The sequence below is a fragment of the Bacillus sp. 11B20 genome (assembly GCF_056098985.1).
The window spans coordinates 248,172-266,642 of the sequence record NZ_JBLZWZ010000007.1; the positions used below are offsets into that span (position 1 = coordinate 248,172).

Consider the following 18,471-nt stretch of genomic DNA (forward strand, 5'->3'; position numbering starts at 1 on the left):
CATGGAGGTGCAATTCCGTTGCTTAAATATATCGGTAAGCGATTAATATATATTTTAATCACACTGTTTGTTATTGTAACTGCAACTTTCTTTCTCATGCAGGCAGCACCTGGTGGTCCATTCTCTGGAGAGAAGAAACTTCCTGCTGAAATTGAAGCAAACCTAAACGAGCACTACGGATTGGACAAGCCCTTATTTGTTCAATATGTAAGCTACTTAGGTTCAGTTGCAAAATTAGATTTTGGTCCCTCATTTAAATATAAAGGACAAACCGTAAATGACTTAATCAGTTCTGGATTCCCCGTTTCCTTTACCCTCGGAATTGAGGCAATTCTCCTCGCATTAGCATTTGGTGTATTGTTTGGGGTCCTTGCAGCGCTCTATCATAACAAGTGGCAAGACTATACGATTGCCATTTTAACGATCTTTGGAATCTCAGTTCCAAGTTTCATTTTAGCGGCGCTACTACAATATGTATTTGCATCTGAGGCAAGCATTATAGCGATCTTCCCAGTTGCAGGATGGGAGTCTTGGGCCAGCACCGTACTACCTTCTATTGCACTTTCCTTCATGCCAATGGCATTTATCGCTAGACTTGCACGGTCAAGTATGCTTGAAGTACTAAATAGTGACTACATTAGAACGGCTAGAGCGAAAGGATTAACAAAATCAGCTGTGACGATCAAACACGCCATCCGAAACGCATTGTTGCCTGTTATCACATACATGGGACCAATGGCTGCTTCAGTTTTAACAGGTAGTTTTGTCGTTGAGAAGATATTTGGTATTCCTGGATTAGGCTCTCACTTTGTCACAAGCATTACAAACCGTGATTACACCGTCATCATGGGTGTTACAGTCTTCTACAGTATTATTCTATTAGTCAGTATTCTAGTCGTTGACGTTCTCTACGGTATTATCGATCCTAGAATTAAACTGACGAAGGCGAAGAAAGGGGTCTAACACATGGAAGAGATGAGAAAAGATTTATTTGTGCCTGCGACAGCTGACGCAGCAGAATCTGAAAAAATTTCTAAACCTAGTCTATCTTTATGGAAGGATGCCATGCTTCGCTTCCGTGCCAATAAACTTGCAATGGTTGGACTCACAATCATTTTTATTATTGTGATGCTGGCCATCTTTGTTCCGATTTTTTCTAAATATGATTACTCCACGACTGATTTGCTGAATGCTGACCAGCCGCCTTCAAAAGAGCACTGGTTTGGTACAGATGATTTAGGACGTGACATGTTTGTCCGTACATGGGTCGGGGCAAGAATTTCGATCTTCATCGGTCTTGCTGCAGCGCTCCTTGACGTAATCATCGGTATTATCTGGGGAAGTATTGCTGCATTCAAAGGCGGCCGTACAGATGAAGTGATGATGCGTATTGCAGACGTTTTATGGGCAATTCCAACACTATTAATGGTCATCTTAATGATGGTTGTTCTTCCTAAAGGATTATTAACGATTATCCTCGCCATGACAGTCGTAGGCTGGATTAACATGGCGCGTATTGTTCGGGGACAGGTTTTACAATTAAAGAGTCAAGAATACGTTCTTGCAGCACAAACATTAGGTGCGAAAACATCTAGACTTTTATTTAAACACTTAATTCCAAACTCAATGGGACCAATTCTTGTGACAATGACATTAACGATTCCTTCTGCTATTTTCACAGAGGCGTTCCTAAGCTATCTAGGGCTTGGTGTACCGGCTCCGTTAGCGAGCTGGGGAACAATGGCGTCTGACGGAATTCCAGCCATGACGTACTACCCTTGGAGATTATGGTTCCCAGCCGCATTTATCTGTATTACAATGTTTGGTTTTAACGTGGTTGGAGACGGACTAAGAGACGCTTTAGATCCGAAGTTGCGTAAATAAGGAGTGATTAGGATGGAACGTGAACGTATTCTAGAGGTGAAAGACCTTGCAATCTCATTTAAAACATATGGTGGAGAAGTTCAAGCCATTCGTGGTGTGAACTTCCACTTAAATAAAGGCGAGACACTTGCTATTGTAGGTGAATCTGGCTCTGGTAAAAGTGTGACATCACAAGCGATCATGAGACTAATTCCGATGCCGCCGGGTTATTTCAAGCGCGGACAGATCCTGTTTGATGGCCAGGATATTGTCAAGAAAACCGAGAAACAAATGCAAACCATTCGAGGAAAAGACATCTCAATGATCTTCCAAGATCCGATGACGTCTTTGAATCCAACGATGAAAGTCGGGAAGCAAATTACAGAAGTGCTGTTCAAGCATGAACAAATCTCAAAAGAAGCGGCTGAAAAAAGAGCCATTGAACTATTGGAGCTTGTAGGAATTCCAATGCCTGAAAAAAGAATCAAACAATATCCGCACGAATTTAGTGGCGGGATGAGACAAAGGGTTGTCATCGCCATGGCGCTTGCAGCAGATCCAAAGCTGTTGATTGCTGATGAGCCGACGACTGCACTTGATGTAACAATTCAAGCACAAATTTTAGAATTAATGAAAGAAATTCAGAAAAAGGTTGACACTTCGATTATCTTTATTACGCATGATCTAGGTGTTGTGGCCAACGTCGCTGATCGTGTAGCTGTTATGTATGCAGGACAGATTGTGGAGACAGGGACTGTTGATGAAATTTTCTACAATCCAAAGCATCCGTATACATGGGGACTTTTAGCATCAATGCCGAGTCTTGACACTGATGGTGGAGAAGAAGGAAAGCTGACTGCCATTCCAGGAACACCACCAGATCTGACAAACCCGCCGAAAGGAGATGCATTTGCACTCCGCAGCGATTATGCAATGAAAATTGACTTCGAACAAGAACCGCCAATGTTCAAAGTATCAGATACGCATTATGTGAAATCATGGCTACTTCATCCGAATGCACCTAAAGTTGAACCGCCTGCTTCTGTAAAGGCGAGAATGCGTGAACTAGAAGGTAGCTACGAAAAACCTGTATTAGTAAAAGAGGGTGAATAGCATGGCAGAAAAACTGTTAGAAATCAAAAATTTGAAGCAGCATTTCCATACAGCAAGAGGAACTGTGAAAGCAGTTGATGGGGTTTCATTTGATATTTACAAAGGTGAAACGCTTGGTCTTGTAGGTGAGTCTGGTTGTGGTAAATCCACTACGGGTCGTTCAATCATTAGACTTTATGATGCGACAGATGGTGAAGTTCTTTATAAAGGGGAAAATGTACACGGGAAGAAATCAAGACAAAAAATGCTTGAATTCAACCGTCAAATGCAGATGATCTTCCAAGATCCATATGCTTCACTCAATCCTAGAATGACAGTGCTTGATATCATTGCAGAGGGCATCGACATTCATGGTCTTGCGAAAACAAAACAGGCGCGTAAAGAGCGTGTGTATCAATTACTTGAAACTGTTGGATTGAACAAAGAGCATGCGAACAGATACCCGCATGAATTCTCAGGCGGTCAAAGACAGCGTATCGGAATTGCACGTGCATTAGCAGTAGAGCCTGATTTCATCATCGCCGATGAACCAATCTCTGCATTAGACGTGTCGATCCAAGCGCAGGTCGTCAACTTATTGAAAGAGCTTCAAGAGGAAAAAGGTTTAACGTACTTATTCATTGCTCATGACCTGTCCATGGTAAAATACATCAGCGATCGTATCGGCGTGATGTATTTCGGAAAATTGGTTGAGCTGGCACCAGCGAATGAATTATACGAAAACCCGCTTCATCCATACACAAAATCATTGTTGTCTGCGATTCCGCTTCCAGATCCTGATTATGAGCGTAATCGTAAACGAATCAAGTATGATCCATCTGTTCACAAAGGAACAAACACCGAGTTCCGTGAAGTAAAGCCAGGTCACTTTGTGAGCTGCACAGAGGAAGAATTCAAAGAGCTTCAGGCGAAACAATCATAAGAAGAGAGAAGCACTGCTAATGCAGTGCTTCTTTTTATTTGGGTCTAGTTTCATCTATATAGAAAGTGTCACTCATCAAAAAGAAATAAACTCACAATCATAGGTGAAGTGAAAATAAGTAGTTTAATTCAAAATAAGGAAAAATATGATACGCTTATGTTATGAAATTTCAAATTGTAAACTTTTTCGTTTGGGGGAGGACAATTGAAAAGAATAACATTATCAAATGGGGAAACAGTTGAAGTTGAGTGTCTTAGTTGTGCATTAACGAATGGATTAGTTGAACCAGAAGGTGGCGTGGTTATTGAAACAGAGTACTTTCACGCCCATCAAGATGTCGCTTATCCAATTAAAGGGTTAATAATTTTAGCTTCAAAAAGACACATCACATGTTTAGATGATTTAACTAATTCAGAAAGATTAGACTACATAGACGTTTTAGCAAGGATAAGAAAAGCACAAAGAACCGCTTTAGGGATAGAATATGTCTATTATTTTTACAACGAAGATACAACCCATCATTTTCATACTTGGATGGTGCCAAGATATGAATGGATGTATAACTTCGGACGTTCAGTTGAATCAGTCCGACCAGTATTACTTCATGCTAGAAATGAAATGAACACCAAAGAAAATATTGTAGAAGTTAAGGAAGCCATCACCATTCTTACCAAAGAATTAAACAAATAAAAGAAGGGGGAAAATTGGATGTTGAAATGGAAAACCTATCGTTATTCATTGCTTCATGTTCTCATTGTATTCATACTATTTTCAACGTCTTTTTTCAGGAAGCCAAACGGAGGCAAGTGGATGCTCTTGTTTATGGCGCTCATTGGGATTGTGTCTTTTTCAGTGGAATATATGCTTAACCGAAAGACAAGGGGGCACAAGCAAGAAGCACGGCGCGTAAAATATCTTTATTTCATCATGTTTCAAATCACGATGACACTGATCTTGTTTGTCTGTATACAACTCGTCATGAATCGTTCGTTATAAAACTTTTTTTACGTTAATTGAAAAAAAGTGAAACTACTGAAGACTTTGCTGCGTCTTACTAGTACAGGCGTTTAAATAGCAGGAAATCGGGAATATCTAAGGAAGTGGTTCTTAACTATAGCATAAGGAGCAGATCCATGAATTGGTATGAAAAGCTCAGTGAATACTTCCCGATAGAAGAAATGAAGTCAAAAGAGCATATGGAAGCTTTATTAAAGGAAAGAAGTGATATTTATCATAAGGAGGAAGGACCTCATCATGTGATGATGTACGCCGAATTTGATTCTTTCATCTTTATTGATTATTTATTTGTTTCCAAAGATGCAAGAGGTGAAGGCCTCGGATCAAAGCTGATCCATAAGCTGAAGGAAAAAAAGAAACCGATCTTGCTTGAAGTCGAGCCTGTAGATGAAGATGATGCAGATACTGCAAAACGCCTAAAGTTTTACCAAAGAGAGCACTTCAAGCATGCAGAATCAATTGGTTATAAACGCAGGTCACTTGCAACAAATGAAGTGAACCGCATGGAAATTCTTTATTGGTCGCCTCTTACAAATCATGAGGAAGAGATCATGGAAGCTATGAGGAAGACCTATGAACGAATCCATACGTATAAAGATGAAGAATGGTATGGACAATCGTATGAGGATGTTGATGATGTATTGAAGATCATTGAAAATAGAAAGCAAAAAAATATTTTCGATCATCTGGACTAAATGAGAATGTTCTGACATCAAGCTGCACCACAAAATGAATGAAATTGTCTAGTTTTTGTCACAAAAATTGCAAGAAAATCTGTTCACACTTACTTTTTTATAGTATAATCACTATAAAGATTACTTATTTAGAACAATTTTAATTTAAGAATACAGATCAATATTCATTCTACAAATTGAGGAGTGAAGATTTATGGTAACATTATACACATCACCAAGCTGTACATCATGTAGAAAAGCAAGAGCGTGGTTAGAAGAGCACAATATCCCATATCAAGAGAGAAACATTTTTTCTGAGCCTCTTTCAATCGATGAAATCAAAGAAATTCTTCGAATGACAGAAGACGGCACAGACGAAATTATCTCAACACGTTCAAAAGTATTCCAAAAACTAAATGTCAATGTTGAGACAATGCCGCTTCAACAATTGTATAAACTAATCAATGAGCATCCAGGTCTTTTACGTCGTCCAATTATCTTGGATGAAAAAAGATTACAAGTTGGGTACAATGAAGATGAAATTAGACGTTTCTTGCCAAGAACGGTTCGTACATTCCAACTTAGAGAAGCTCAGCGACTTGCTAACTAATATAAACACGAAAAGCTGCCGATCATTTGGCAGCTTTTTTTATTTGGTTTCAGCCGTTTGCTCGTAAAAGAGGCTGGCTAATATGACCACTATGACGGTTAAGAACGGAAGCAACAATTCAAGCGTGGCATGCTGTGACATAAATTCAGTCAATTTTACATCACGCACAATCATTTCTCCGCCAGTAAAGGCCAATAGCGCACTTCCTCCGTATAAAAGAAACGGAAATTTGGTCAAAGCTGCATGAATCAGCTTGCTTCCCCAAATAATAATCGGTACAGAAATCATGAGGCCAAAAGCGGTCAGAAGCATGTTGCCTTTTGCCGCACCTGCAACTGCGATGACATTATCAAGTGACATAAAGAGGTCGGCAATCACAATGGTTTGCACCGCACGCCAAAGGGAGCCGCTGCTCTTAATCCGAATCGATTCCTTCTTTTGTTCAATTAACAGATTGTATCCTATATAAAGGAGAAAAAGACCGCCAATAAACTGCAAATAAGGGATAGTCAATAAATAAACGGCGGCACCAGTCATTGTAATTCTCATCAGCACGGCTAAAAGTGTGCCGATCCAAATGGCTTTATTGCGTTTATCATGTGATAAATTTCGACTGGCCATTGCAATGATGAGCGCATTATCTCCGCCTAAAATCAGGTCTATGCCAATAATCATCAGTAAGGATACGATCCACTCTGTTTCCATCCATTTCACCTCATGTCCCAAATAGAGCTCGTACAACCAATATATGAAGACAATTCAAATATATGTTTCTGCAAGTTTTCTCTGCAAAAAATGCGTTTTTATTTCTTTTATTCATGTTTTATCATAAAATAGACAGTACGAAGCAATACCTCAATTCTTTAAACGGTTAACATGTAGACGGAACGGGTAAAGTGTAGTAAAGTACTATTAATTGGGAGCTTGTATGTCCCTTCAACATCTTATATAGAAGGGAAGGTTGGCAAAATGGAAATCGAAAGAATAAATGAACATACAGTCAAATTTTATATTTCCTACGGTGATATTGAAGATCGCGGATTTGACCGTGAAGAGATTTGGTATAATCGTGAGCGCAGTGAAGAGCTGTTTTGGGAAGTAATGGACGAAGTGCACGAAGAAGAAGAATTTGCAGTAGAGGGACCGCTTTGGATTCAAGTACAGGCACTTGACAAGGGTCTTGAAATTGTCGTGACAAAAGCCCAACTTTCTAAAGATGGACAAAAGCTCGAATTGCCGATTCCAGAAGATAAAAAAGATCAAACAGATGAAGAAAGCTTAGACGCACTGCTTGATGATTTTCATAAAGAAGAGCAAGATCAAGAAGACCATAATGAGAAGGACAAAAAACTTCAACTTCAATTCGTGTTGAAAATGGATGATTTTGAAGATTTGATTGCACTTTCTCAATTAAATATGCAGGATTTTACCACAAGTTTATATTCGTTTGAAAACCGTTATTATCTATATGTTGACTTCCACGAGGATTTGTCAGATGAGCAAGTGGAGAATAAGCTCAGCATTTTGCTTGAATATGCTCATGAATCAGTTGTCAGCATCTACAGACTGAAAGAATACGGTCAGCTGATTATCGAAGGGAATGCCCTTGAAACGATTCAACAGCACTTCTCGTAACTAACAAAAAGTCGATTTCTATAGAGGAATCGGCTTTTTTATCTGAATGAATAGGTAAATAAAGAGATCGGCAAGGAGAAAATGAAATGAGAAATTTAGTCAAAGTTCTATTTTTTCTAATCATTACGATAGGTGCTTATTTAATTGTCCAATTGATTGCCGGTGATTTAGCGGTAAGTGTATTAAGTTCAGTCAGTGTTCTATTTACTTTATCGATTATTTTCATCGGATTTGTTATTTTCTTGGAGAATCGGAATCCGTCTCACACGATTACATGGCTTGTTCTGCTGGGCAGCTTTCCGTTATTCGGCTTTTTGTTCTACATTTTCTTTGGACGCAATATCAAAAAGCGCCGGCTGTTTGAAAAGAAAGCGGTATTGGATGAGCAGTTAATCCAGGAAGATGAACGTATTCATAGAGAAGCGATTGAAAAAATGACGCATATGGGTGATCATCAGCAGCTCTTATTTAAGCTGGCCCACAGACTTGGACATACTCCTATTACATATCGCACGTCCTCTAAAGTCTTAACCAATGGTGAAGAAACATTCTCTCATATTTTTGAAGAGATCAAAAAAGCAACACATCACATTCATTTAGAATATTACATTCTCCGCCACGATGACCTTGGCCAAGAATTAAAGGACATTCTAATTGAAAAAGCGAAAAATGGCGTGATTGTCCGCTTTTTATATGACGATGTAGGAAGCTTAAAGCTTTCTCGTCAATATATTGCTGACCTAGAAAAGGCTGGCGTTCAGATCGTTCCATTTTTACCAGTAAGGCTCCCCCTTTTAAATAATAAAATTAACTTCCGAAACCATAGGAAAATTGTTGTCATTGATGGAGAAGTGGGATTTGTCGGCGGGCTTAATATCGGAGACGAATACATGGGCAGAAGTAGACAATATGGATTCTGGCGTGATACACATCTGATGATTAAGGGCGAAGCAGTTCGTGACCTCCAGCAGATTTTCATGCAGGATTGGTATTATATGACGAATGAAAGATGCTCAGGTGTGGACTATTTCAAAGATTTCAGCCACATTGAGAGTACAACAGAAGGCGTACAAATGATTGCTGGCGGGCCTGACAAGCAGTGGGAGGTCATTAAAAATCTCTTTTTCTCTATGATCATCGCCGCTAAAAAGTCCATCTGGATCGCTTCACCGTATTTTGTCCCGGATGATGATATTCTGTCCGCATTGAAAATTGCCGCATTGAGCGGAGTAGATGTCCGGATTATTGCTCCAAAGAATCCAGATAAACGGATTGTGTTCCATGCGTCTCGTTCATACTTCCCAGAGCTTCTTGATGCAGGGGCGAAGGTGTACGAGTATGATCAAGGCTTTATGCATAGTAAATTTATTATTGTGGATAATGAACTGGCTTCAATTGGAACGGCAAACATGGATATGAGAAGCTTTCATTTGAACTTTGAAGTGAATGCCTTCCTCTATAAAACGAAAAGCACAGAGAAGCTTGTCAACGATTTCTTAGGTGATTTAGAGCAGTCACATGAAATTGTGTCAGAAGAGTTCGCAAAGAGACCTTTGAGGGTCAGACTGTTTGAATCAACTGCAAGATTATTATCACCACTTTTATAAAGATTGTATTTTCCCTCTTTTCTATAAGGGGGATTTTTTATTTTACGGAAGTTATGATCAGTAAAATCATTTTTTGACACGGTAAAAATTCATTTTCCCTTTTCGCTTTCTTATAGACGAACAAGTTATAATACGGGCATCAAAGAGCGAGGGGCGAACTGAATGAATGCAGCAATGATGGATAACGGTAAGCTTATCCGAATTACACATCATCTATCGAAAAGCCGGCTGGAGCATGTAAGAACGACGTGCAAATTTTATTGTCCTGAATGTAGGGAGGAGGTGCAATTAAAGCTAGGGGAGCATCGTGTCTATCATTTTGCGCATAAACAGCTGACAGCATGTTCGTTAGCCTCAGGCGAAACGGCTTATCATCAGGCGGGAAAGGAAGCCATTATGAATTGGCTGAAGCGGCTTGGACATAAACCTGCGCTGGAAAAATATATGTCAAAGGTTCATCAGCGTCCTGATGTGACCGTCACTATAGGAAATGAAACCTATGCAATCGAATTTCAATGTGCTAATATTTCCCGGCAGGAGCTGCGCAGAAGAACAGCAGGTCTCCGTGAAGCAGGTCTCTTTCCAATATGGATGATAGGGGCAAATCGTTTGAAACGAAAATCTGCCCAGCTTTTTTCTTTCTCCTCCATTCATTGGGGAATTTTAAGGGAATCAGAGAAAAGGCGGTTGATTTTTTTCTGCCCGCTTCAAAATAAGTTCATCCATCTTGATCAATTTCTCGTGTTTCAACCAACGAAAATATGTGCGGCAATGACTGTCAGATCACCTTCCGCATACAGCAAAATTCCTGTAATCCTATCTCCGCCCTCAAGCAAGTGTCAAGTAAACCAACAATGGCTTAAATGTATACAGCAATTTAGGCAGCGTCCTCCTCGCATTTTATCAAATGAAAGCAAACGTTTGAGAGATATTTTTTATGAGCATCATCAAACGGCACTCCCTTTTTTGCCGACTGCATTATTTATCCCGGTGCAAGAAGCGTATATCTTTACAAGTCCCGTATATGTTTGGCAAGGTTGCCTCTATGATTGGATGATGAGGAAAAAAGGAAGCGGAAGACTAACGATTCAACAGCTGATGAAAGAAATCAACCGGTGTGTGCAGATGAAAGAAGTGAAACTCCGATATAGTGATGTGTCAAGAGAAGAAATAAAAGGGGTGGTCACTGCATATGTAAAGGCGCTTGTAAGACAAGGGTTTTTACATATGACGAAAGAGGGTAATTATGAAGTATCGTCGAATCAAATGCCAATACAAACACTTGATGAAGTGCTAAAACGAGATGCTTTCTTATTTCATTAGCATGTTTCATGACCACTTTGATCATGATAAGAAAAAGGTGGTGCTGCTATTGAATCGAAAGAAACGCTTTTTTCTCATTTTTTTAGTCTGTTTGGTATTTATTTCTGCATATGATTTGACAAATATAGTTCAAAACAAAGAAGATAAATACAACACCAATTTCTTTCACTTTCTGAAAGGTTGGTTCAACACAACTCATGCAAGGGGGATTCATATGACTTCACAAAACAAAAACAATCATCTACCAGACAGAAGCGAAGTAAAAGAAGAAAACAAATGGCGCCTTGAAGATATTTTTGAAAGCGTCGATACATGGAACAAGGAATTCGAAGCGGTCAAAAAAGAAATTCCGAAGCTGGCACAATTTAAAGGCAAGCTGGCCCATTCTGCTGATGTCCTGTATGAAGCCCTAACCTTTCAGGATCAACTTTCTGAAAAGCTTGGCAAGCTTTATACATATGCGCACATGAAATACGATGAAGATACAACGAACTCATCCTTTCAGGCGTTAAATGATAAAGCCTCGAATCTATTTACACAGCTGTCTAGTACATCTGCTTATATTGTTCCAGAGATTTTATCAATTCAAGAAGATAAATTGCAGCAATTTATTCTGGAAAAAGAAGAATTAAAACTGTATTCTCATGCTCTCGAAGAAATTAATAAAGAGCGTCCACATATTTTAAGTGAGGAACAAGAAGCTTTATTAGCTGAGGCCTCTGAACCACTTTCATCTGCATCTACTACTTTTAGTATGTTTAACAACGCCGATATTTCGTTCCCTTCTGTAAAGGATGAGAATGGGGAGGAAAAGAAAATTACCCACGGCAACTTTATCACATTTTTAAATAGTGATGATCGTGAAGTGAGAAAGAATGCCTTTAAAGCTGTGTATAAAACGTATGATCAGTATAAGAACACACTTGCTTCTACACTAAGCGGTTCAATTAAAAAGGATAATTTTTATGCAAAAGTACGAAATTACAAATCGGCAAGAGAAGCAGCACTATCACGAAACAGCATCCCAGAAGAAGTGTATGACAATCTAATTGATACAGTTCATCAATATTTACCGTTGTTACACCGTTATATTGAATTACGCAAAAAGGTATTAAATCTTGATGAAGTGCACAATTTCGACTTGTATACACCACTTGTGAAAGATGCTGGCATGAAGCTCACCTACGATGAAGCAAAAGATTATATGCTGAAAGGGTTAGCGCCATTAGGAGAAGAATATGTGTCCGTGTTAAAAGAAGGACTCGAAAATCGCTGGGTAGACGTTTATGAGAATAAAGGGAAACGAAGCGGTGCTTATTCATCAGGAAGCTATGGTACAAATCCATATATCCTCATGAACTGGCAGAATAACATTGATAATTTGTTTACGCTGGCTCATGAATTTGGGCACTCTGTCCACAGCTACTACACGAGAAAACACCAGCCATATCCGTATGGAAACTATAGTATCTTTGTAGCTGAAGTGGCTTCCACTACAAATGAAGCGTTACTAGGCGAATACCTGCTTAATCATTTAGACGATAAAAAACAGCGCTTGTATGTATTAAACCACTTGTTAGAAGGATTTAGAGGAACAGTATTCAGACAAACGATGTTTGCTGAGTTTGAGCATCTTATTCATGTGAAAGCACAAGAAGGAGAGGCTTTAACGCCAGAATTTATGACGAACCTTTATTATGACCTGAACAAGAAGTATTTTGGTGACGGCATGGTGGTTGATAAGGAAATTGGATTAGAGTGGACGAGAATTCCTCATTTCTATTACAACTATTATGTGTATCAATACGCGACAGGCTATAGTGCGGCACAGGCATTAAGCAAGCAAATCTTACAAGAAGGAAAACCAGCGGTAGAGCGCTATACAGATTTCCTTAAAGCAGGAAGCTCTGATTATCCAATCAATGTGCTGAAAAAAGCTGGTGTTGATATGGCTTCTAAAGAACCAATTGAAGCAGCATGCCAATTGTTTGAAGAAAAACTAAAAGAAATGGAAGAGCTCATCTCCAAAACAGGTGAGTAATGAAAAGACTTCTGTCAGACGTGTGAGTGCCAGCTCATCTTTTGACAGGAGTTTTTTTCTCATAAAAAAGACCTCTTCAGATGTAGAGGCCAATCCTTTTTAATGATCAACCTTTAAAACCTCTAAAGGTCTTACGGTGATTCATTCGATAAAGCGTAAAAAGAATCGCAGCAAATAAGAGTGGAGACGTCAAATAAAGAGGAAGCATTTTCATTAAGCCTAATATATTTAAAAAGAAACATAAGCCAATGGCAACAAGTCCAATAGTTGTGCTGCGCATGCAGATCCCCCCATTTTTTTGTTACTTTTACTATATGAAAGTGACAACCCTCTTATGTTTTGTGACAAAAATATGAACATATAGTATATCTGTTGTCATAAGTCGACAAAATTTGATATACTACAGATGTGAAATTAATCACATACAAACATTACCCCTTTGTTTGACCGTGAAAAATTTCTCCCATCCCCTTTGTTGTCGTTAAGACATAGTGAAACCGCGCTTATCCCGGCGCGGTTTCTTCGTGTCTATAAATAGAACAAAAGTTCCTTTTTGAAGTAAAGAAAAAACATGGGTCAGCACCCATGTTCATTTTCACAGCGATATACATCAAGATCTGTATGGTTGTCATTCTCTTTATAGCGCCAAAACATTTCTTGCTGCACTTGTACACGTTCTACCTTTTGAGCGAAAGCTAGCTTCTTCATTTCTCGTTCAACTTCTTCAAGCGTCAGGTCATAAACAACGGCTATCTCTTTTGCGGATGCAAATTGAAAGTATGCAATAAACCATTCAATTGGAGGCCGTTCAGATGGTGTTGGTTTTTCACCAATCATTTCAAAAAGAATTTCCTCGTATATATCATAAGAGTAGGCACCTGAAATTTTTAATCCTTCATCTCCATTTACGGTATTAAAAAAGGCGAAGGTCGGAAGCTCAGATACGTCCATTTCAGCTGCAATTTTCATATCACATTGTAGTGCTTTCACCGCACTTTGAGAATGAATGTCGCGCTGGAATTCCTCGATGTCCAGACCAGCACTTTTTGCATTTTCTATCAGCACCTGCTCACTTGTGACATCTTGCTGATGGCAAAAAAGCGATTCTTGAATGAGACGCAAAAATTTCATTCCGCATTTTCTTCCTTGAAGCTCCGCTGCTTTTAATGCGAGTGAGGCGAGGTAGGGTGATGTCACAATTTGTTCAGACAGCATTTGTTCTTTTTTGGTCTGCGTTTTAGTGGCAAATTTCCCCCATGCTTCAGTCAGTAAATGTTTCTTTCTTTTCCGATTCAATGCATTAATACTAGAACTTGTTACTGTTCGTAAAGTGAAAAAACGGCCATATTTCATTTTCAATTTTTTAATGGATGGCTCTAATAACCAGCAGTCTGGGCTTAGCGGATCAATGAATACATAGATTTCAATCGGCTTTTGAGGATGTCCGTGACAGTGTGAGAAATATTGATCGTGCGAATTGCAGCTCAAGATCGTCCATCCTTTTCAGGTGTTTGGTTGACCATATGACGAGCCGTCAGAGAAAGCCGTTCAAATAAAAAGTCACGAATATCGCCGGTTAGTCCTACTTGATCCATTGCATCCTCCATGCATTCAAGCCATGCGTCCGCCCGCTCCTCAGTAATCGGAAAAGGGAGATGTCTCGCCCGCAGCATTGGGTGGCCATGCTCCTCTGTATAAAGCGGTGGTCCGCCTAAATATTGCGTTAAAAACTGTTTTTGTTTTCTTGCTGTTTCTTTTAAGTCATCCGGGAAAATAGGATGAAGCAAAGGATGACACTTTACATTTTCATAAAAAGTATCAACAAGTTGCGATAGAAGTTCCTCTCCAACCGCTTCGTAAGGTGCGTTAAACGATTGTACCATGTTGACTACTCCTTTTACTCGTAGTTAATAGGATGACTCACCCTATTGCGCATTTCATTTATTTCAAAAGTGATATTCAGTTTGTTCTATTTTATTGTTTCTATTCTTGTACTTATTTTAACAACCTCATCTCAATTCCACAAACAAACAGCTTTGGTCTGCTCGAAATAAAGAGTGGGGCGGGTTCCGTGATCAATTGACCATATCATAACACATTCAGTCAAAAAAGGGGGAAAAGCGACATACAAAAAACCGAAGAGGTTATTCTCTTCGGTTTAAGCGAAATATTGAGCTGTGATTTTCTTTACATAATTTTGTGTTTCTTTAAATGGAGGGATGCCCCCGTATTTATCTACATTTCCTGAACCTGCATTATAGGCAGCTAAGGCGAGTGAGATATTTCCGTTATATTTCTGAAGCATTTGTTTTATATACTTCGTTCCGCCTTCAATGTTTTGGGCAGCATCAAAGGCATTGTTGACGCCAAGTGACTTAGCCGTAGATGGCATGAGCTGCATGAGACCAAGCGCACCTGCATGGCTGACAGCATTCGTGCGATAGCCGGATTCCTGCTTGATGACTGCGTGAATGAGCTTTTCAGGAACGCCATGCTTTTGAGCCATTTGTGACACGATTTGATTAATCTCTTTTGATGATGAGCCACTGGAGACAGCCTTTTGAAGCGGCGGTGTGTAGCTGTTGTTTAAGACATTTCCAATGCCATTCGCTGTATTTAATTGATTGTCATTTGCATATAAAGATTGAGCTTGAAGCTGATCACTGCCGGCAATCGCAGATAAATATGGGTTTGTACGCGCATATTGCGTGTTCGGAGCCGTTGATGGATCCGTGCCCATAAAAGCAGAGATGGAAAGCGGGAGACGTGATAATTCTGATCCGCCTAAAAAATCTTGCAGCAGCGACTGAAATGAAGCTTGGGCATTCGATTCTTGACCCGCAGACATTTGCGTTTGTGCTGGATCTGTTTGTAACGTTTTAAGCGCTTGAAGCTGCATAAAGGATTGAAGTTGATTAACGTTCATCATGTTCCTCCTTCAAGGAATTCATCTATTCTGTGTTTTCATTTTTTCTTCATAAAAACGAACGACTTTGTTTTTCGTGTTTCGTACTGGGATATGAAATTTGCGGAGCAATGCGGAGAAAGCGGCTTGTCCGATTTCCAGGTCGCTCACTTCAAATTCAAGTTCATAGTCCTCTACTGTTAAATATCGGCTGTGATCCAAAACAATTAAGCCTTCTTGGATCATTTTTTCTGCTCTTGACGTTTCAAGTGAACCAAAGTACACAATTTGATCCTTTTGAATGTTCAGGTGGTCTAATCTGTCCGCAACTTCACCTGCTGGCAGCTCAAAATCGTTAAGTTGTGATGGGGGAGCGATCGTTTGGTGGGTTTCAAGCAAGCCTATCTCGTGCGGTTCCTTTAATGTGAGCACCCATTGACCGTTTTTTTCTCTCATTCTTAATGCAGCCAATTGAGATTTTATATCAAATTGAGGTGTATCAAAATAATAGTTGGTTTGCGTGTGGAAATCCGCATCCTTCAATTGAAAATGCTGTTTCAGCTGATCAAATTCTTCTTTCATTAATAATTGTTTTAGTTCTATTTCAATTTCCTGTGCCATTTTGACATCAACCTTTCATTTAGAAGAAATATGATTATTGTACATGAAGTGTGTTCACCATGTAAAAGACTGTTTTTTCTCTTTATTTTCTTTAGACGTGGACCAAATTGAATGAAGAATCGTGGGAAAGAATCATTTAAAAGAGAAAAACAGGATTTTCTCCAAAAGTTCGGTTTATCAATATTGAACTTGATATGATAAAATAAAGCTGTACTTTGTTGTAAAGGAGATCATGATGCAAAACAGAATTGAAATCACAGAAGCAACTTTAAAAGAAGACAGGCTGATTTTGACAATCCAGTCAGAAGAGCAAATCAAAAAAGCAAAAGCATCAGGACAAATGCTTGTTGATTCTGATCACTTTGCGTTCGTTTACATACTTGAAACCGAGGAGTCCTTTTCGTATCTTATTTTAGGGGAACATACATGGGCTCCATTAAAAGAAGCAATGAATCGTGACATCCCTGTCTATTTGGCATCGGATGAATATTCGCTGGAACTCATTCAGCTTCAACAGGAATTACATTATTTAATCGACAATATTAAAGACAATGCCAATTACGGAGATATGGAAGAGAAAGTGAAAAGCACATTCCTCTGAAATAATTAGGTATATGGAATTGGGGGAAGTTTCATGGACAAAAAACAATGGGATCAATTCCTCGCACCGTATAAACAAGCAGTCGAAGAATTAAAAGTGAAACTAAAAGGCATTCGAAAGCTGTATGAATTCGAGGATGACCATTCACCAGTAGAATTTGTCACAGGCCGAGTGAAACCCGTTGCCAGCATATTAGAAAAGGCAAAGCGTAAAAACATCCCGATGCATGAGATTGAAACGATGCAGGATATTGCTGGGCTTCGCATTATGTGCCAGTTTGTAGAAGATATACAAGTCGTGAAAAAAATGCTCCAGTCACGTAAAGATTTTGTGGTTGTAGATAAACGCGACTATATTGCAGAACATAAAGAAAGCGGATACCGCTCTTACCACCTTGTTGTGTTATATCCGCTGCAAACGATCAACGGAGAGAAGCAGCTCCTTGTCGAAATCCAAATTCGTACGCTTGCGATGAACTTTTGGGCGACCATTGAGCATTCTCTGAATTATAAATATAGCGGGAATATCCCGGAGAAGGTCAAGCTGCGCCTTCAAAGAGCATCTGAGGCAGCATCTCGTCTCGATGAAGAAATGTCCGAAATTAGAGGGGAAATTCAAGAAGCACAAGTGGCATTTTCCCGGAAAAAGAAAAACGACAGCTGAGCCAGTTTGATCAAATATGATGCTGCCCTCTCATAGCAGCAAGGTGAAAAAGGAGAAGAATTCATGAAATTTGCAGTTTCTTCAAAAGGGAATTCTGTATCTGACACGCTCAAAAGTAAAATTCAGACCTACTTATTGGATTTTGGCATGGAACTAAATGAAGAGGAACCGGATCTTGTCATTACGGTTGGTGGAGACGGCACCCTTCTTTATGCCTTTCACCGCTACAGCAGCCGTCTGAATGAAACAGCCTTTGTCGGTGTTCATACAGGTCATCTTGGCTTCTATGCTGACTGGGTGCCGAGTGAGATTGAAAAACTCGTCTTAGCCATTGCGAAAACGCCTTATCATATTGTGGAATATCCGATCTTAGAGGTCATTGTCAGATACAACGACGGCGGCAGAGAAGAGAAATATTTAGCAATGAATGAATGTACGATTAAAAGCATGGAAGGGACGCTTGTGGCAGATGTTGAAATCAGAGGACAGCTGTTTGAAACATTCAGAGGTGACGGCCTTTGTTTGTCTACTCCATCAGGCAGTACGGCCTATAATAAGGCACTTGGAGGCGCCATTATTCATCCTTCCATTAGAGCCATTCAGCTGGCAGAAATGGCTTCAATCAACAACAGAGTGTTTCGGACGGTCGGTTCACCGCTTATTTTGCCTGACCACCATACTTGTGTGATTAAGCCGAGGAATGATGTCGATTTTCAGGTGACGATTGATCATTTGACGCTGCTTCATAAAGACGTCAAATCCATTCAATGCCGGGTGGCAGATGAGAATGTCCGTTTTGCTAGATTTAGACCGTTTCCGTTTTGGAAAAGGGTGCAAGATTCCTTTATCGGAAAAGGAGAATAAGAAAGAGGTTGT

The 18,471-nt window shown here is 39.6% G+C and carries 21 protein-coding genes; 15 read left to right on the top strand and 6 right to left on the bottom strand.

Annotated elements, in window-relative coordinates; genetic code table 11:
* Window positions 1-18: 18 nt before the first annotated feature.
* The 8 genes from ACN6NB_RS05430 to spxA all read left to right on the top strand — a co-directional run bounded on the left by ACN6NB_RS05430 (window position 19) and on the right by spxA (window position 6,199).
* Window positions 19-963, top strand: a complete 945-nt coding sequence (locus ACN6NB_RS05430) for an ABC transporter permease (protein ID WP_047201795.1) — start codon at window positions 19-21, stop codon at window positions 961-963.
* A gap of 3 nt (window positions 964-966) precedes the next feature.
* Window positions 967-1,884 carry an ABC transporter permease gene (locus ACN6NB_RS05435; protein WP_048238483.1) on the top strand — a complete coding sequence of 306 codons (918 nt, stop codon included), beginning with the start codon at window positions 967-969 and terminating at the stop codon, window positions 1,882-1,884.
* A gap of 12 nt (window positions 1,885-1,896) precedes the next feature.
* Window positions 1,897-2,976 carry an ABC transporter ATP-binding protein gene (locus tag ACN6NB_RS05440; RefSeq protein WP_064498299.1) on the top strand — a complete coding sequence of 360 codons (1,080 nt, stop codon included), beginning with the start codon at window positions 1,897-1,899 and terminating at the stop codon, window positions 2,974-2,976.
* A 1-nt stretch (window position 2,977) separates the two neighbouring features.
* Window positions 2,978-3,898 carry an ABC transporter ATP-binding protein gene (locus tag ACN6NB_RS05445; protein ID WP_024425041.1) on the top strand — a complete coding sequence of 307 codons (921 nt, stop codon included), beginning with the start codon at window positions 2,978-2,980 and terminating at the stop codon, window positions 3,896-3,898.
* Between the two features lie 204 nt (window positions 3,899-4,102).
* Window positions 4,103-4,588: an HIT family protein gene (locus tag ACN6NB_RS05450; RefSeq protein ID WP_041089836.1), complete on the top strand. Its 486-nt coding sequence runs from the start codon at window positions 4,103-4,105 to the stop codon at window positions 4,586-4,588.
* An 18-nt stretch (window positions 4,589-4,606) separates the two neighbouring features.
* The gene (locus ACN6NB_RS05455; protein WP_144464921.1) at window positions 4,607-4,894 is read left to right on the top strand and encodes a hypothetical protein; all 288 of its coding nucleotides are present in this window, start codon (window positions 4,607-4,609) and stop codon (window positions 4,892-4,894) included.
* 137 nt (window positions 4,895-5,031) lie between these two features.
* Complete coding sequence (locus tag ACN6NB_RS05460; protein ID WP_024425040.1) at window positions 5,032-5,610, top strand: GNAT family N-acetyltransferase; 579 nt, start codon at window positions 5,032-5,034, stop codon at window positions 5,608-5,610.
* Between the two features lie 193 nt (window positions 5,611-5,803).
* On the top strand, window positions 5,804-6,199 hold the full coding sequence (gene spxA, locus ACN6NB_RS05465; protein WP_003211421.1) for a transcriptional regulator SpxA: 396 nt from the start codon (window positions 5,804-5,806) through the stop codon (window positions 6,197-6,199).
* Between the two features lie 39 nt (window positions 6,200-6,238).
* Here spxA and ACN6NB_RS05470 read toward each other — a convergent pair whose 3' ends face one another.
* On the bottom strand, window positions 6,239-6,904 hold the full coding sequence (locus ACN6NB_RS05470; protein WP_064498301.1) for a TerC family protein: 666 nt from the start codon (window positions 6,902-6,904) through the stop codon (window positions 6,239-6,241).
* Between the two features lie 264 nt (window positions 6,905-7,168).
* Between ACN6NB_RS05470 and mecA the strand changes: the two genes are divergently transcribed.
* The 4 genes from mecA (at window position 7,169) to pepF (ending at window position 12,805) form a co-directional block, all read left to right on the top strand.
* Window positions 7,169-7,834: an adaptor protein MecA gene (mecA, locus tag ACN6NB_RS05475; protein WP_024425038.1), complete on the top strand. Its 666-nt coding sequence runs from the start codon at window positions 7,169-7,171 to the stop codon at window positions 7,832-7,834.
* A gap of 86 nt (window positions 7,835-7,920) precedes the next feature.
* The gene (gene cls, locus ACN6NB_RS05480) at window positions 7,921-9,441 is read left to right on the top strand and encodes a cardiolipin synthase (RefSeq protein WP_144491079.1); all 1,521 of its coding nucleotides are present in this window, start codon (window positions 7,921-7,923) and stop codon (window positions 9,439-9,441) included.
* A gap of 162 nt (window positions 9,442-9,603) precedes the next feature.
* A complete protein-coding gene (locus ACN6NB_RS05485; protein WP_144491080.1) occupies window positions 9,604-10,764 on the top strand; it encodes a competence protein CoiA in 1,161 nt (386 codons plus the stop codon).
* Window positions 10,765-10,978: 214 nt separating this feature from the next.
* The gene (pepF, locus tag ACN6NB_RS05490) at window positions 10,979-12,805 is read left to right on the top strand and encodes an oligoendopeptidase F (RefSeq protein ID WP_474253267.1); all 1,827 of its coding nucleotides are present in this window, start codon (window positions 10,979-10,981) and stop codon (window positions 12,803-12,805) included.
* A 106-nt stretch (window positions 12,806-12,911) separates the two neighbouring features.
* On the opposite strand, the gene ACN6NB_RS05495 is transcribed toward pepF, so the two are convergent.
* From ACN6NB_RS05495 to ACN6NB_RS05515, 5 genes are all read right to left on the bottom strand, one after another.
* On the bottom strand, window positions 12,912-13,085 hold the full coding sequence (locus tag ACN6NB_RS05495) for a hypothetical protein (RefSeq protein WP_039177829.1): 174 nt from the start codon (window positions 13,083-13,085) through the stop codon (window positions 12,912-12,914).
* Between the two features lie 296 nt (window positions 13,086-13,381).
* Entirely contained in the window at window positions 13,382-14,293 is a 912-nt protein-coding gene (locus tag ACN6NB_RS05500; protein WP_039177830.1) for a ClpXP adapter SpxH family protein, read from the bottom strand.
* Window positions 14,290-14,688: a globin domain-containing protein gene (locus ACN6NB_RS05505; RefSeq protein WP_008355333.1), complete on the bottom strand. Its 399-nt coding sequence runs from the start codon at window positions 14,686-14,688 to the stop codon at window positions 14,290-14,292. The genes ACN6NB_RS05500 and ACN6NB_RS05505 overlap by 4 nt, the downstream gene beginning before the upstream one ends.
* Before the next feature lie 275 nt (window positions 14,689-14,963).
* Window positions 14,964-15,731 (bottom strand): lytic transglycosylase domain-containing protein, encoded by a 768-nt coding sequence (locus ACN6NB_RS05510; RefSeq protein WP_330544946.1) that lies wholly within the window; start codon window positions 15,729-15,731, stop codon window positions 14,964-14,966.
* Between the two features lie 21 nt (window positions 15,732-15,752).
* Window positions 15,753-16,331 carry a CYTH domain-containing protein gene (locus ACN6NB_RS05515; RefSeq protein WP_474253268.1) on the bottom strand — a complete coding sequence of 193 codons (579 nt, stop codon included), beginning with the start codon at window positions 16,329-16,331 and terminating at the stop codon, window positions 15,753-15,755.
* Window positions 16,332-16,566: 235 nt separating this feature from the next.
* On the opposite strand from ACN6NB_RS05515, the gene ACN6NB_RS05520 reads away from it, so the two are divergent.
* The 3 genes from ACN6NB_RS05520 (at window position 16,567) to ACN6NB_RS05530 (ending at window position 18,459) form a co-directional block, all read left to right on the top strand.
* Complete coding sequence (locus ACN6NB_RS05520) at window positions 16,567-16,932, top strand: UPF0738 family protein (RefSeq protein ID WP_126682009.1); 366 nt, start codon at window positions 16,567-16,569, stop codon at window positions 16,930-16,932.
* Between the two features lie 33 nt (window positions 16,933-16,965).
* Entirely contained in the window at window positions 16,966-17,595 is a 630-nt protein-coding gene (gene yjbM / locus ACN6NB_RS05525; protein ID WP_039177834.1) for a GTP diphosphokinase, read from the top strand.
* A gap of 63 nt (window positions 17,596-17,658) precedes the next feature.
* Window positions 17,659-18,459 carry an NAD kinase gene (locus tag ACN6NB_RS05530; RefSeq protein WP_041089854.1) on the top strand — a complete coding sequence of 267 codons (801 nt, stop codon included), beginning with the start codon at window positions 17,659-17,661 and terminating at the stop codon, window positions 18,457-18,459.
* Window positions 18,460-18,471: the final 12 nt, after the last annotated feature.

What these genes read in the sequence shown, in the direction of transcription:
- pepF (WP_474253267.1), top strand. Translation starts at nt 10,979, where the DNA reads ATGACTTCACAAAACAAAAACAATCATCTACCAGACAGAAGCGAAGTA.
- ACN6NB_RS05510 (WP_330544946.1), bottom strand. Translation starts at nt 15,731, where the DNA reads ATGAACGTTAATCAACTTCAATCCTTTATGCAGCTTCAAGCGCTTAAA.
- ACN6NB_RS05445 (WP_024425041.1), top strand. Translation starts at nt 2,978, where the DNA reads ATGGCAGAAAAACTGTTAGAAATCAAAAATTTGAAGCAGCATTTCCAT.
- ACN6NB_RS05455 (WP_144464921.1), top strand. Translation starts at nt 4,607, where the DNA reads ATGTTGAAATGGAAAACCTATCGTTATTCATTGCTTCATGTTCTCATT.
- ACN6NB_RS05485 (WP_144491080.1), top strand. Translation starts at nt 9,604, where the DNA reads ATGAATGCAGCAATGATGGATAACGGTAAGCTTATCCGAATTACACAT.
- ACN6NB_RS05530 (WP_041089854.1), top strand. Translation starts at nt 17,659, where the DNA reads ATGAAATTTGCAGTTTCTTCAAAAGGGAATTCTGTATCTGACACGCTC.
- ACN6NB_RS05460 (WP_024425040.1), top strand. Translation starts at nt 5,032, where the DNA reads ATGAATTGGTATGAAAAGCTCAGTGAATACTTCCCGATAGAAGAAATG.
- mecA (WP_024425038.1), top strand. Translation starts at nt 7,169, where the DNA reads ATGGAAATCGAAAGAATAAATGAACATACAGTCAAATTTTATATTTCC.
- ACN6NB_RS05515 (WP_474253268.1), bottom strand. Translation starts at nt 16,331, where the DNA reads ATGGCACAGGAAATTGAAATAGAACTAAAACAATTATTAATGAAAGAA.
- ACN6NB_RS05495 (WP_039177829.1), bottom strand. Translation starts at nt 13,085, where the DNA reads ATGCGCAGCACAACTATTGGACTTGTTGCCATTGGCTTATGTTTCTTT.
- ACN6NB_RS05470 (WP_064498301.1), bottom strand. Translation starts at nt 6,904, where the DNA reads ATGGAAACAGAGTGGATCGTATCCTTACTGATGATTATTGGCATAGAC.
- ACN6NB_RS05435 (WP_048238483.1), top strand. Translation starts at nt 967, where the DNA reads ATGGAAGAGATGAGAAAAGATTTATTTGTGCCTGCGACAGCTGACGCA.
- ACN6NB_RS05440 (WP_064498299.1), top strand. Translation starts at nt 1,897, where the DNA reads ATGGAACGTGAACGTATTCTAGAGGTGAAAGACCTTGCAATCTCATTT.
- cls (WP_144491079.1), top strand. Translation starts at nt 7,921, where the DNA reads ATGAGAAATTTAGTCAAAGTTCTATTTTTTCTAATCATTACGATAGGT.
- ACN6NB_RS05520 (WP_126682009.1), top strand. Translation starts at nt 16,567, where the DNA reads ATGCAAAACAGAATTGAAATCACAGAAGCAACTTTAAAAGAAGACAGG.
- yjbM (WP_039177834.1), top strand. Translation starts at nt 16,966, where the DNA reads ATGGACAAAAAACAATGGGATCAATTCCTCGCACCGTATAAACAAGCA.
- ACN6NB_RS05505 (WP_008355333.1), bottom strand. Translation starts at nt 14,688, where the DNA reads ATGGTACAATCGTTTAACGCACCTTACGAAGCGGTTGGAGAGGAACTT.
- spxA (WP_003211421.1), top strand. Translation starts at nt 5,804, where the DNA reads ATGGTAACATTATACACATCACCAAGCTGTACATCATGTAGAAAAGCA.